General features: G+C 34.5%; 12 protein-coding genes. 3 read left to right on the forward strand and 9 right to left on the reverse strand.

The annotated features are described in order from the left end of the window. Positions 1 to 236 precede the first annotated feature (236 nt). On the forward strand, positions 237 to 530 hold the full coding sequence (locus RHO11_10980; protein WVD60999.1) for a transposase: 294 nt from the start codon (positions 237 to 239) through the stop codon (positions 528 to 530). A 14-nt stretch (positions 531 to 544) separates the two neighbouring features. Further along, positions 545 to 1,384, forward strand: coding sequence for an IS3 family transposase (locus tag RHO11_10985; GenBank protein WVD62894.1), 840 nt, complete (start codon positions 545 to 547; stop codon positions 1,382 to 1,384). A 110-nt stretch (positions 1,385 to 1,494) separates the two neighbouring features. On the opposite strand, the gene RHO11_10990 is transcribed toward RHO11_10985, so the two are convergent. From RHO11_10990 to RHO11_11000, 3 genes are all read right to left on the reverse strand, one after another. Beyond that, positions 1,495 to 2,178, reverse strand: coding sequence for a hypothetical protein (locus tag RHO11_10990; GenBank protein ID WVD61000.1), 684 nt, complete (start codon positions 2,176 to 2,178; stop codon positions 1,495 to 1,497). A 40-nt stretch (positions 2,179 to 2,218) separates the two neighbouring features. After that, positions 2,219 to 3,339 (reverse strand): IS3 family transposase gene (locus RHO11_10995; protein WVD61001.1). Its coding sequence is split into 2 segments (ribosomal slippage): positions 2,219 to 3,045 and positions 3,045 to 3,339, totalling 1,122 coding nucleotides; the frame shifts between segments, so codons are not numbered across the junction. A gap of 57 nt (positions 3,340 to 3,396) precedes the next feature. Beyond that, complete coding sequence (locus tag RHO11_11000; protein ID WVD61002.1) at positions 3,397 to 4,605, reverse strand: S8 family peptidase; 1,209 nt, start codon at positions 4,603 to 4,605, stop codon at positions 3,397 to 3,399. A 37-nt stretch (positions 4,606 to 4,642) separates the two neighbouring features. On the opposite strand from RHO11_11000, the gene RHO11_11005 reads away from it, so the two are divergent. Beyond that, positions 4,643 to 5,796, forward strand: a protein-coding gene (locus RHO11_11005) for an IS3 family transposase (protein ID WVD61003.1) whose coding sequence is annotated in 2 segments (ribosomal slippage) — positions 4,643 to 4,889 and positions 4,889 to 5,796 — 1,155 coding nt in all. Because the reading frame shifts where the segments join, the coding sequence is not laid out codon by codon here. A gap of 674 nt (positions 5,797 to 6,470) precedes the next feature. Here RHO11_11005 and gyrB read toward each other — a convergent pair. The 6 genes from gyrB to RHO11_11035 all read right to left on the reverse strand — a co-directional run bounded on the left by gyrB (position 6,471) and on the right by RHO11_11035 (position 14,953). Continuing rightward, positions 6,471 to 8,882: a DNA topoisomerase (ATP-hydrolyzing) subunit B gene (gene gyrB / locus RHO11_11010; GenBank protein WVD61004.1), complete on the reverse strand. Its 2,412-nt coding sequence runs from the start codon at positions 8,880 to 8,882 to the stop codon at positions 6,471 to 6,473. A 42-nt stretch (positions 8,883 to 8,924) separates the two neighbouring features. Continuing rightward, positions 8,925 to 10,001, reverse strand: coding sequence for a DNA replication/repair protein RecF (gene recF, locus RHO11_11015; GenBank protein WVD61005.1), 1,077 nt, complete (start codon positions 9,999 to 10,001; stop codon positions 8,925 to 8,927). A 57-nt stretch (positions 10,002 to 10,058) separates the two neighbouring features. Next, positions 10,059 to 11,162, reverse strand: coding sequence for a DNA polymerase III subunit beta (dnaN, locus tag RHO11_11020; GenBank protein ID WVD61006.1), 1,104 nt, complete (start codon positions 11,160 to 11,162; stop codon positions 10,059 to 10,061). Positions 11,163 to 11,189: 27 nt separating this feature from the next. Beyond that, positions 11,190 to 12,566, reverse strand: coding sequence for a chromosomal replication initiator protein DnaA (gene dnaA / locus RHO11_11025; protein ID WVD61007.1), 1,377 nt, complete (start codon positions 12,564 to 12,566; stop codon positions 11,190 to 11,192). Positions 12,567 to 12,800: 234 nt separating this feature from the next. Further along, positions 12,801 to 13,844: a porin OmpA gene (gene ompA, locus RHO11_11030; GenBank protein WVD61008.1), complete on the reverse strand. Its 1,044-nt coding sequence runs from the start codon at positions 13,842 to 13,844 to the stop codon at positions 12,801 to 12,803. Between the two features lie 209 nt (positions 13,845 to 14,053). Next, positions 14,054 to 14,953 carry a recombination-associated protein RdgC gene (locus RHO11_11035; GenBank protein WVD61009.1) on the reverse strand — a complete coding sequence of 300 codons (900 nt, stop codon included), beginning with the start codon at positions 14,951 to 14,953 and terminating at the stop codon, positions 14,054 to 14,056. Positions 14,954 to 14,987: the final 34 nt, after the last annotated feature.

Below are 14,987 nucleotides of genomic sequence, written 5' to 3' on the forward strand. Positions count from 1 at the left end.
AGCAATATTATAACGAGAAATGGATTATCAGTTTTACCGTTAATATTATGAATTAGCCTAATGTTAATGTGATAAAGAGATAAGTCCAGTAAAGATATCCAATATTATTTTAATTAATAAAAAACCAGACATATTGTCTGGTTTTTTTTATTGTGATTGTCGGATCCGGCAATTAATGAAATGTGATGTGCTCCTAGTTTAGTGGAGACTTTTTAGTAACAAAAAAGGAGTCTCAAATGAGTAAAAAATACGATCCCCAATTTAAACAAGAAGCGATCAATTTAGCCCTAAATAGCGAACAAACTTATCGACAAACAGCCAATGATTTAGGTATAAATTACAAAACATTTTGTAATTGGATGTACCAAACGATGAATAAACCAACCCATCAAGCGATAAAATCAAATAAAAAACCAGACTATCACGAACTTGAGCGTCAAAATAAAGCGATGAAAAAAGAGCTTGAGCTACGTAAAAAGGAGATCGATATCCTAAAAAAGGCCGCTCAGTACTTTGCGAGCCTGAAATAGCAAGGTACGAATTTATTAAAAAGCAAAACACGCTATCTAAGCGTCGTTTATTTCATCTATTTGACGTGTCAAGTAGTGGTTACTATGCCTATTTAAAGCGATTACCGTCTCAGAGAACAGTGTTTAATCAGCAGCTTGACAAAAAGATTGAAACACTATTTGAAGATCATCGGCATCTCTATGGTTATCGGCGTTTACATGTCGAACTTTTGGAGGAAGGCTATTGTTTATCACGTGAACGAGTTCGTCGACGAATGCACAAGCTTCACCTTAAAGCAAAACAACGCAAAAAGTATAAACAAACAACGCACAGTAACCACAACAAACCGGTCGCTGAAAATATTTTAGATAGGCACTTTACCATGGACACACCTAATCAAGCTTGGGTATGCGATATAACTTATATTAAAGTGAACGGACAGTGGTTATACCTCGCGATTGTACTTGATCTCTACTCTCGTAAAATCATAGGCTGGGCGATGGATACGCATATGGAAAGCTCGCTAGTTTGTCAAGCCTTAACTATGGCTTTGCTTCATCGGGGCTATCCAAGTAAAGTGATTGTTCATAGTGACCGTGGTGGCCAGTATTGTTCCGATGATTACCAAGCTATATTAACGGCTTATGGCTTAACGTGTAGTATGAGTCGCAAAGGTAACTGTTGGGATAATGCGGTGGCTGAAAGCTTTTTCCATACCTTAAAAACAGAATGGATTTACCGACACAAACTAGAAAATATGGCACAAGCTAAATCGATGATCTTGTGGTACATTGAGGTTTACTATAACCGAGTAAGAAAACATTCATATTTAAACTATTTATCACCTGTTCAATTTGAAGAAAAAATGATTTAATAATTTGAAAATAACTCTCCACTAAAATGTGGGCAGATCAATATGAACGGTATTGAACAAGAGCTTCATATAAACTATCTCCTTCAAGTACAAAATCACATTCATTAAAATTATTTATTTCTTTGGCGAACCAATTGTCTTGTTTCTAAGCTATTTGTAATGTACCCATTATTTCTAAGACCATTAACCATTTCGGTATATATATCTAGGCTATTTGATGGATCTTTTATAGTTACGATCAAAACAAACTCTTGTTTAGGAATCGTAACTTGATTTCTTGAAGTCATATCAACTCTAATTTTCCACCCCTCTCCGCAATCAATTCCTTTTGGCATTTTTCTAAAGTAAGATTTTATGGGGCTCCATTTAAATCCATGTTCAACTTGGTCTTTTTCATATTTTTTATCCCAAGCTTTTTCTAAGGGTACTTGCCCTTTAAATTTTATTTCACCATCGTCATTATATTTGTATGTACCAAAGCTGACATCAACATTACTTCTGCAATATTCATGCCCATAACGAAAGTCTAGCATCGGTTCATATATTAATGTCATACCTATTTCACCAAAACATTTTCCATTTTTAATTAATGAATTAGGGTATGGAAAATCAAACATTTCTAAATGTGAGCCAGTAGTAATAGTTTGTTTGAAAATTAAAGTAACCTCACTGTCGCTACATTGTAATATATCTACAGTATTTATTGTCGGCATTCCAAAACCATAATATTTAATATAGTCTTGTTTTTTGTCTAAGGAGTCTCTCATATTCATTCTTGCAGAGTGTATTAACATTGGAATGTCCACACCTTTTAGTACCAAAAAGATAAGGTCATTATCTATTTCTATACTCAACGGGTGTTTGATAATTTAATGTTGAATGAAGCCGAGTATAATTAAACCAATCAACATAATGATTAAATTGTAACGTCAACTGTTCAAGCGAATCAAATACACCATTTGAGACGAATTCGGTTTTTACGGCTTTAAATGTTGCTTCAGCAACCGCATTGTCATACGGGCAACCTTTATAACTTAACGAACGTGTAATACCAAATGTCGTTAAACATTCATCAATCAGGTGATTATCAAACTCTTTTCCTCTATCAGAATGAAATAAATCAACATCATGTAAGTCCATGGGTATTTGGCTTATTGCTTGCATCACAAGCTCTGCTGTCTTATTTCTGCCAGCACTTCGTCCGACTATCTCTCGATTACGGATATCAACAATAATACACAGGTAATTCCAACGCTGTTTTACCCTTACATAGGTTAAATCAGTTACCAAAACTTTTCGCTTTTGACCCACTTCAAACTCTCGGTCAAGCGCATTGCTCACGATTGATTCATTACTCTTTTCAGCATCAATACGGTATTTTTTACAGGTATATTTTGAGACTAATTCCTTTTCCTTCATTATTCGACCAATTCGCCGTCTCGATAATGCTATACCTTGCCGTTTCAGCTCTGCTTGCAAGCGTCTTGTACCATAAACACGATAATTTAGGTCAAATACTTCGCTTACTTTATCGCAGAGTGTTTCATTTTGTTGATACGGTACCATTCGTCGTTGATAATAAAACTGATTTCGGGTGACGTGCAAACATCGACATAAACTTCGTAGGCTATATCGATGCTTATTCTGCGAAATTAATGCGATTTTCGCCCCATTATCAACGCTGCCTGCTTTAGGATATCATTCTCCATTAACAAGCGTTTATTTTCTTTGCGTAAGGCAATCAGTTCATTCTCCTCATGACTTCGATTACCTTGCGCTGTAAATGAACCCGTTTCTTGGTATTGTTTTATCCACTTATCTAATGCTGATTTAGTTAAATCGTACTCAGCAACGATGTCTGCTCGCTTTTTGCCATTTCGATGTAGCATAACCATCTGTTTTTTAAACTCATGACTAAAACTACGCTTTTCTTTTCGATTTAAATGTTGTGTCATTGTTGCTCCTTTCTTGTGTTTTTGGATTATCATAACAATGACCTTATAAAACTGGTACTAATTAGTGTAGCCTATCCACATTGCTTTTGATAATAATAAGTCTTTCTCTATCATCTCATCATAGATTGTTGCAAATTTTCTTACTACTCTTGGTGTTGAATAACTTGTTCCAATTCCTTCAGTAATATTTCCATTGATATCCATTCCTTTCATTCCTAATGAACTTATAGAATCAGAATGCGATATATTTCCACCATAGTCGACTAATTCAGGTTTAACTGTATAACCAGTACCAGGGCCTTTTCTACTAAATGGTGATGGTTGATCTTTTTTTACTATAGATGTTTTTGAATCATAAAGGGCTAAAGAGCCAACCGTTAAACCTATAATCGAATCAGCTGGCGATATAATCCTATCATATTCATTATTTTGACTTGGTGGCCAAGTTCTTGATTTGTAATTACTATAATTACCACTAGGAATAAAAAATTGAACATTATATTTGGCTTGTATGTAGTCTAAAAAAGCACCAAAATCGGATATATTACCGTCACAAATTTGATTTTCAATTCCAATTGAAAGATTCCATATTTTTGTTTTATAAGAATATTTTTTCACTATAGTTTCAATTATTTCCATCAGTTCATCTTCGCCAATTGTATCTGTTGGTCCAGTGGAACTGTCACTATTCGGTATCGCAGCAATATCGACTAGTTTGAATTCTTTGGGATTACTTTCTTTAATTCCGTTCAGTTCATTTCCGTATTGAATAGTTGATGCTATAAATGTTGCATGAGTATTGTTCTGATATGCGGTTGGAACGAAGGATTCTTTAGCTATTATGGCGTTTTGTAACAATTGATTAGATTGACTAATACCTGTATCGATAATTCCTATTTGTGTATCTGTTTTTTCATAGTGCTGGAGTTGGTTATAGGATGAACCAGTTTTTTTTAATCCATTGTCAATAAAACTATACTCTTGAAATAAATCAATGCTTTTTATACCATTTATTGATGATAATTTAACTATATCAGAATATGAATTAACATTCACTTTTAAATATTTTATATTTAGACCGTAGCTAATATTACTATATTCAGAAAAACCAAATGCAGATAATTGTCCTATAACATACTCAGTAATTTGTTGATTATCAAATTCGTTGTCAAAATCAAAAAACTTAATTTTTATTCTACCTTTAATTTTTTCAAATTGATTACTTTGTTTAGAATGATCCTCGCCAAAAAAATAGACAAATGTCACCTCTATGATATAAATAAAAATCATAGGAGAACATATCATGGTCAAAAAATTCAGTACTGAGTTCAAACAACAATCAGTTGATTATGCCTTATCGAATGCTCATCTTTCGCTAGCCGATATTGCAAATCACCTTGGCATTGGTCAATCAACCCTTGATAGATGGGTAAGGCAAATCAATCCAGGTAAAACCAGTAAACGCGAGTTAACGGCTGAGCAGCAAAAAATTATCGCTCTAGAAAAAGAAAATAAAGAACTGAAAATGGCGAATGAAATCCTAAAAAAGGCGCATGTGTACTTCATCAACCATCCAAGTCGGTGAAGTACAAGTATATGAAACTGTATTTATCGTCGTATCCGGTACGTTTAACCTGTTGCCTATTAAACGTCAGCGTGCCCGGTTATTACGCTTGGTTAAAACGCACACCGAAATCACAGCCGCTGATTGATAACGTCAAGGCACTCTATTGGCGGCATAAAGCGCGTTTGGGTGCACCAAGCTTAGTACACGATATCCGAGATGAGGGCTATGATGTCTCAGAAAGAACAGTAAGTCGAGTATTACAAAAATTAGGCTTACGAAGTAAAGTCGCCCGTAAATTTAACTATCTAGCAGCGCCAAGCCTATCTCATGATGTAGCGCCAAATACATTAGATAGACAGTTTAATCCTGATAAACCGAATCGTGTTTGGGTGACCGATATCACGTATATCAAAACCGGTGAAGGCTGGCTATACCTTTGTGTGATTATTGATTTATTCGGGCGAAAAGTGATTGGACGACAAACGAGCTCGCGGATTGATAGGCACTTAGTCTGTAACACACTCAAAAATGCCTTATTCCGTCGTCAGTTTCCAAAGGGTGTATTACTTCACAGCGACCGAGGAAGCCAATATTGCAGTGCTGATTTTAAGCGATTATTGTTACAGTATGGACTTAGTCAAAGTATGAGTCGAGCAGGCAATTGTTGGGATAATGCGGTAGCTGAAAGTTTTTTTCATACATTAAAAACGCACATTATTCATGGTTGTGATTACAAAACTCGGGAGGATGCGAATAAAGCCCTATTTGAATATATTGAAATCTATTATAATCGTGTTCGTCGTCATTCAACTAATGGTTGGATATCGCCTCAGCAATATGAAAATCAGTATTATCTAAATAACACATTTATAGAGGCGAGCACTGTCTAATATTTTGGCGAGGATCAAAATATATTGTGCTAAGTTATCGGGTTATCTTTCATGTTTATAATTTATTCTTTCTTCTTTTTATTAAGTTATTTAAAAAGAAACCTATTTTTCTAGTTAAAATGTATAAAGTTTTATATCGAGCCCCTAATTATGGAGCTATCATATTTAATGACAATAAAATAGCTTGGATTGATCGAGTAACTAAACAATTGAAGCTAAATAAAGAGGACAAAATATTATTGTTAAATGGATTATGTATTAATTATAAAAAACAAACAATTGGCTATAATAATCAAAGATCACTTATAGATATTGTTTTCTTTTTTTTTCTTAGTTCTTATTTGATTTTTTTGTTTTTTGCGTACATTTTTTTATTTTTATACCATTTAAATAATAACCATATTCAATGGTTATCTTATAAATTTATTTTAGGAATATTAGTTGGAATAATTTTGTATGTATCAATTAATTTTTGTATTTTAACTTATAAAGCAATTATTTTTGATGCTAACAATATAATAAAACGTCAAAGTTATTTTGATATTAATATTTTTTAATAAAAAAACCAGACAATTTGTCTGGTTTGATATTTCAGTAATTTCCGGATTTTATTTCACGGTGTCTGGACAAATTTCATTAATTACCGGATCCGACAGTGATACGGCACCAATTTTTTAAAAATCTAAATTTGCTGCTTTTAGTGCATTCTCTTCAATAAATGCACGTCTTGGTTCCACTTCATCACCCATTAAGGTTGTGAATAGTAAATCTGCAGCAATTGCATCTTTTACTGTAACTTGTAACATACGTCGACTAGTCGGATCCATTGTAGTTTCCCAAAGTTGATCAGGATTCATTTCACCAAGTCCTTTATAACGCTGAATAGTTAACCCACGACGAGACTCTTTAATTAACCACTCTACAGCATCTTCAAAATTAGTGATCGGTTCTTTTCTTTCACCACGTTTGACGAATGCATCTTCTTCGATTAGGTCTTTTAATTGTGAACCTAAATGACAGATATTTCTATATTCATTACTGTGAATAAATGCCAGATCAAGATTGTAACGGTTATCTACGCCATGAGTTCTTACTTTTATCACTGGAATATAGTGATTTTTCGCTTCATTATACTCGATATCATAATGATAAAGATTACCATGTTGCTCTTTTTCACTTAACTTATCTGTCAGCAGTTTAGTCCAAGCTTCCGTTTTTTGCTTATCTTGCATTAACTCTTCCGTTAATGCATCTTGATACATTAATTCAGCAAGCAATTGCTTAGGATAGCGACGTTCCATTTTAGTAAATAGCTTCTCAATTTTTTGGTATTCAGCAATTAACTTTTCAAGTGGTTGACCCGCTAAAGCTGGGGCATGATTATTAACATGCAGTGATGCATCTTCAAGAGCTAACGCTATTTGAAATTCAGTCATTGCATCGTCATCTTTAATATATTGTTCTTGTTTACCTTTTTTCACTTTATAAAGTGGTGGCTGAGCAATATAAACATAGCCTCGTTCAATAATTTCTGGCATTTGACGATAGAAAAAGGTTAATAATAGCGTTCGAATATGTGAACCATCGACATCGGCATCGGTCATAATAATGATGCTGTGATAACGCATTTTATCTGGATTGTATTCATCTCGCCCGATACCGCAGCCTAATGCTGTGATTAAGGTCGCAACTTCTTGTGAAGACAACATTTTATCGAAACGCGCTTTCTCTACATTTAAGATTTTACCTTTCAATGGTAAAATAGCTTGATTTTTACGGTTTCGCCCCTGTTTTGCCGAACCGCCCGCAGAATCCCCTTCCACTAAGTAAAGTTCAGACAATGCAGGATCTTTTTCCTGACAATCTGCAAGTTTACCCGGTAAACCACCTAGGTCTAATGCACCTTTACGACGAGTCATTTCACGTGCTTTACGAGCCGCTTCACGCGCTCTTGCTGCATCAATGATTTTGCCGACAACAATCTTGGCATCAGATGGATTTTCTAATAAATAGTCTGATAGTTTTTCAGCCATAATTGATTCAACAGCTGACTTTACTTCCGACGAAACGAGTTTATCTTTAGTTTGCGAAGAGAATTTTGGATCTGGTACTTTAACTGATACAACCGCAATCAAGCCTTCGCGAGCATCATCACCGGTTGCACTAATTTTAGCTTTTTTACTGTATCCTTCATTTTCCATGTAGTTATTTAAAGTTCGCGTCATCGCGCCTCTAAAACCAGCTAAGTGAGTACCGCCATCACGTTGAGGAATGTTATTGGTAAAACAGTAAATATTTTCTTGATAGCCTTCATTCCACTGCAAAGCAATTTCAACACCAATGTTGTCTTTTTCTGCACTAAAATAGAAAATTTTCGGATGAATAGGTGTCTTATTTTTATTCAGATATTCAACGAATGCCTGTATACCACCTTCATAATGGTAATGTTCATGTTTACCTGTTCGTTCATCATGTAATTTTATAGATACACCTGAGTTTAAGAAAGATAGCTCTCTTAAACGCTTAGCAAGAATATCATATTCAAATTCAATATTGGTAAACGTCAGTGGACTTGGCCAAAAACGGACATAGGTTCCGGTTTCATTAGTCTCACCAATGACGGTAAGTGGCGCTTGTGGAACACCTAAATTATAAATTTGACGATGTATTTTTCCGTCACGATAGATAACAAGTTCAAGTTTATCGGATAGGGCATTAACAACGGAAACACCAACGCCATGTAGACCACCAGAAACTTTATAAGAGTTATCATCAAATTTACCACCAGCATGCAATACTGTCATGATAACTTCGGCAGCTGATACACCTTCTTCTTGGTGAATACCCGTTGGAATACCACGACCATCATCACGAACAGAAACTGAATTATCTGTATGGATAATAATATCGATATGACTACAATGGCCTGCTAGCGCTTCATCTATTGCGTTATCAACAACTTCAAATACCATATGGTGTAAACCAGTACCATCATCGGTATCACCAATATACATACCAGGGCGTTTACGGACAGCATCAAGTCCTTTTAATACTTTTATACTTGAGGAATCATAAGAATTAGACATGTATTTCTCGCTAGAACATCATTTAACTGATTAATCGTAAATTTATGCTGAAATTATACCAGATTTTATGTAAAAAATCTTATCATTTTCATCAATCATCGCTTGAATTTGTTCTTGATCAACTGCGCTAATAAAAACTTGCGAACCAGTTAATTTTAAACGTTTAGCGAGTAGTGAACGCTTGGTTAAATCAAGCTCTGATGCAAAGTCATCGAGTAAATATAAACAGGTTTGCTGTTTTTGCTGGGCATAAAACTCACCTTGTGCCAATCGTAAGGCACACATAAGTAGTTTTAATTGGCCTCGGGAGAAGAGTACCTCAATTGGAATATTATCAACTCGTAATTTTAGATCGGCTTTATGTGGTCCGATCGTCGTATAATTTAACAATTTATCACGTTGAAAATGCTCAACTAATAAGTCTGCATAATTTACTGAGTGATCCCAACCTTGGTAAAATTGGCAATCTATGACATATTCTGGTAGAAAATCATGGCTTGTATTGATGATTTCATCTTGAATCTGTTGTATATAATCCGCTCTAATTTGACTGACTTGATTAGCAATCGGGATTAGCTCTTTATCCCATGGCATTAATTGATTGTAACTCGTGACATTTTTGAGTAAAGCATTACGCTGCTTGATTAAGCGACGTAAATTATTCCACACCAAAATAAATTCATTATAATGATGAAAACAACCCCAATCGATAAATGCTCTGCGATACTTCGGTCCACCAGTTAATAGATCAAAGCCTTCGGGTGTGATCAGCTGCATCGGGAGTAGTTTTGCTAAATCAGCAAGTTTAAAGCCGTCATCATTATCAATTTTTATTTTATTTTCGCCACTACGTGATTTCGATAAGCCAACGTTATGAGTATTGTGTGTAGATGAGGTTATTTTACTAAATAATACTAATTCTGACTTATTATGTTGAATAATCCGACTAGAGAGTTGGTGACGAAATGCTTTACCGTGACCAAGCATATAAATCGCTTCTAATAGGCTAGTTTTACCACTACCGTTATTGCCAATAATAAAATTGAAGTTTGGTGAGGGCAAAATATCAGCAAAGGCAATATTACGGAAATCGTGGATTTTTAGTTGGGCAATAGTCATATAATTATCTGTTTTTACATATTCAGCTCAAATTGAACTGAATATGTAAGATAAAAATTATAAGCGCATAGGCATTACAACATACGTTGCAGATTGTTCATTGATGTCCTCTATTTGGACACTCGATGTTGAATCAGAAAGTAGCATTCTGACTGTATCACATTTAATGGTATTTAATACATCAAGTAAATATGTAACATTAAAGCCAATTTCTAATGGTTCAGCACTGTATTTTACGTCGACAATCTCTTCAGCTTCTTCCTGTTCAGGATTGTTGGCGGTAATTTTAATTTGGTTTTCATGAATATAGAGACGAATTCCTTTAAATTTTTCATTAGATAAAATAGCTGCTCGAGATAATGCGCTTTTTAGTTCATCACATGATGCTTCTAATGTTTTATCTGGATTGCGTGGCAATACTTTTCGATAATCAGGAAAACGACCATCAATTAATTTTGAAGTAAATGTTAAGTCATTAAAATTGACTCTCAAATTATTGTTACCGATCTGAATATTGATCAATTCATCGCTTTCACCCGATAGCTTAGCCAGTTCAAGAACACTTTTTCTTGGCATGATAACGGAACTGGTTGTCGACATCTCTTGACCAATAGGTAAGGCACATACCGCTAATCGATGACCATCGGTTGCCACGGTTTTAAGTAAACCGTTCTCAGTTTCAAATAGCATACCATTAAGATAGTAACGAACATCCTGGTTAGCCATTGAAAACTGTACTGAATCAACCAGTGATTTTAGCGTTTTTTGAGGAATAGAGAATTCCACATCATATTGCCAATTTTCTAAATTAGGGAAATCACTAGCCGGTAATGTTGATAATGAAAATTTACTGCGGCCAGATTGAATTGCTAGACGGTTTTCATCTAATGTAATCGTTATTTTTGCATCATTGGGCAAGCTACGACAAATATCTAAAAATTTACGTGCAGGAACAGTTGTTGCTCCTGGTTCATTAGATTCAATTAATGGTAAGCGAGAAATCATCTCAATTTCTAAATCGGTTCCCGTCATTGATAAAGTATTATCATTAACTTGCAATAGTAAATTACCCAAAATTGGTAGTGTAGGGCGGCTACTAAGCGGAGCACTGACTAATTGCAATGGCTTTATTAATTTTTCACGGTCAATAATAAATTTCATAATAATCGTTCTTTATTTTATAAATAATTATGTTGAAAGTGTACGAATTAAATTCGAATAATCTTCTTTAATATCATTACTCTCTTCCTTTAATTCCGCTATTTTACGGCACGCATGTAAAACCGTTGTATGATCTCGGCCACCAAAGCCATCGCCAATTTCAGGCAGACTTTTGTTGGTTAACTCTTTGGCTAGTGCCATCGCAATCTGTCTTGGTCTTGCGACAGAACGAGAACGCCTTTTTGATAATAGATCTGATACTTTTATTTTATAATATTCAGCAACGGTTTTCTGAATATTTTCAATCGTAATCAGTTTTTCTTGTAAGGCTAGTAGATCTTTTAAGGCATCTTTTACAAAATCAATGTTGATCGTTTTACCGGTAAAATTAGCATTTGCAATAACTCGGTTCAACGCACCTTCTAGTTCTCTCACATTTGAACGTAACCGCTTAGCAATAAAGAAAGCAACCTCCTCTGTAAGCTTTATTTGATTTTCATCCGCTTTTTTCATCAATATTGCGACGCGGGTTTCCAGCTCAGGAGGTTCTACGGCAATTGTTAATCCCCAACCAAATCGTGATTTTAAACGATCTTCAACACCGTCAATCTCTTTGGGATAACGATCAGAGGTTAATATAATTTGTTGATTACCTTCTAATAGTGTATTGAAAGTATGGAAAAACTCTTCTTGAGTACGTTCTTTATTTGCAAAAAATTGAATATCATCAATAAGTAGTGCATCAACAGAGCGGTAATAATTTTTAAAATCATCGATAGCATTATTTTGTAATGCTTTGACCATATCTTGTACGAAACGCTCAGAATGCATATAAATGACTTTGGCATTTTTTTTGTTTTGTATGATCTGATTACCAACTGAATGGAGTAAATGCGTTTTTCCCAGTCCCGTTGACCCATAGATAAACAGAGGGTTATAAGATTTACCAGGATTTTCAGCAACTTGTTTTGCTGCGGCATTTGCTAATTGGTTTGATTTACCTTCAACAAAACTTTCAAATGTATATTTAGGATTAATACCTGATTGATATACAATATTTTCAGTAGTTTTTTTTGTTTTCCACTTTGGCTCACTGCCAATCGTGACTTGTTCTTTTTCCGGTGATGATACGGATTCTTGTTTATTATTTGGCGTTTTATCCGGTGTACCGACTTTAATATAAATTTTTGGCGAGTCAGTATTTAACAATTGGCCTAATGATAGTGAAATTTTGGATAAATATTTATTTTTAACCCAATCTAATACAAAACGATTTGGCGCATACAGATAAAGTTTATCACTGTCTATTTCAGCTTGTAGTGGACGAATCCATAGATTGAATTCTGTCGCTGTCAGCTCTTCTTGTAAGTTAGATAGGCATGTTTGCCAGACTGTAGTAGACACAAAAACTCCAAATTATTTTGAATAAATTAAATTATCCACAGATAAAATTTAATATAGCTAACTAATTGTGAACAAAAAATAATATTACTTCGTTGTGAACGCTTTCTATACAAAAAAGCATATTACAAAGGCTAGATATTTCGTCCATCATTGTAATAGATGTGTATAAATAATCAATAAAAAAACCCAGTTTATTCACTGGGTTTTTTACTAGACAGATTAAAAATAATCAGATTATTTAGTATTGTCTTTATGTTGTTGAGTTACTTCTACTTCTTGAACAGAAATAGCTTTAACTTCAATTTCAACACGACGATCTGGTGCTAAACATTTGATTAAATCTGCACCTTTAAGAGCGTTACATTGGTCACCAGTAACTGGTTGAGATTTACCAACACCACGAGCAGTGATTAGATCAGCTGGAACACCTTGAGATACTAAGTAATTCATTACTGATTTAGCACGTTCTTCAGATAATTTTTGGTTGTAGCTGTTAGAACCGATACGGTCAGTGTGACCAATTACTACGATCGCGCTTTCAGATGGGTTCAATTTGATTAAAGTCGCAACTAGTTCGTTTAATGCAGCTTTACCTTCTGGTTTTAAATCAGCTTTAGCATAAGTAAATAGAACATCTTCATTTAATACAAAACGGTTTTCACGTAATACTAATTCAGATGGTTTTGCTACTGCAGGTGAACCTAAGCTATAAGTAATACCTAAGCTAAGTAATCCATTGTCTGGACGAGTTGGGCCGTCGTTACCAAGATTGTTAACCCATTGGTACTCTAAACGAGCAGAGAAATCTTGATCTAAACGGTAATCAAAACCTAAAGCGTATACTGGAGATACACTTGTGTCGCTGCTTTTATTACCATCTACTTTCCATTGAGTAGTACGGATGAATGCACCAGCACGAGCATAAATATCTAAATTGTCATCAATAAATGATAATGGGTAGCTTGCTTTACCAGTTACAGATGCACCGTGAGCAGTTAATTTACCATCTTGTTGACCTTCATATTTTACAGTACCAAGCCAGTCATAACCTAACTCTGCTGCTAAATATGGAGTTGCTTGGTAACCAACAAATGCACCACCACCAACATTGTTAGCAGATACATCAGTTGTACCAGCAACTCTGTTTGAGTTAGTGTCATAAAATTTTGACCAACCTAATTTACCACCAACATACCAAGTGTTTTCAGGTAGGGCTGCGTTAGCAACTGATGTGATGCTTGCAATCGCCACTGCAAGAGCTAAAGTTGTTTTTTTCATTTTGTTCCTCAACTTATATGTTATTGTTGATACTACTTTTTCGTTTGCCTAATATTAAATTAAACAATCAAAAACCATGTTTTTATATTCCCATGTTATTTTAACTTATATAGGAGTATTAACAGTATAGCATGGTTGATTTATATTAGCCTAGATAATTTTTTAGTTAGCAAATAAAATCAACTTAATATTTATATTATAAAAATATATCAATTTACTTTTTGAATCAATGAGTTAATTGTTTCAGATAACGTTGATGTCATGATGAAAAAATCAGCTTCGCACTTTTTGTCTCTTTCTTCTGGCATAAAATCTTCGTTTTTATCTAAAACTGAGGCATCAAATTTCAATCTTTTTAGCGTGTAATCTCGGTTTAGCATAAAAGAGACTCCACGTTCATCAACCAATTGTAATTTACTAACCTGTTTACCCGCATCAATATGCACATAAATTTCATTACTGTCCATTTCTTGGTTTTTACAGCGCACAATTTGGTTATCTTCTAATGCATCTTTTAATTCTATTTCGTTACCCAGTAAAAGAGGAGGGTGCCGTTCTGCATTTCTAACCCATGTTGTCATGGTTTTTTCTAGCGGAGTTTCACTTGATAATGGAGTAATGGCTAGTGTTCCCATCTCTTTTCTTAACAACGCTAACAGATCTTCGGCTTGTTTAAAGCTAGCTGTATCGACTATTACACGTTTTTGTACTGTATCAATCCATAGCCAGAAAAACTGATATTTACTAAACGCTCTTGGTAATAGATCAATAAATACTTCATCTTTTAATGCTGCAGTTTCAGTTTTTTTCAACTTTCGGCTTAATGCAGCTTCTTGTTTTGCTATTTTCTCTGCTAAAGCCTGTTTAATGACCGAAGTAGGTAAAATTTTAGTCTCTTTCTTTAAGCGCAGTAACAATTGCCCATCAACATCAAGCATTAGTGTATTATCACTCTTCTCTCCATAGGGAGAAATCCATCCTGATTTAGTACTATCTGTGTTCCCACAAGGAGAAAAATGACAAGCATTGATTGCGCGTTCAACTAATTGTTTATCAAGAAGGTGATCTTTATTTAATTGATAAATAATGGCATTTTTAAACCAAGGCATATTAATTGGTATTCCCTTTGCTGAGGATTAAATT

It is taken from the genome of Orbaceae bacterium BiB (assembly GCA_036251205.1).
Classification (GTDB): domain Bacteria; phylum Pseudomonadota; class Gammaproteobacteria; order Enterobacterales; family Orbaceae; genus Orbus; species Orbus mooreae.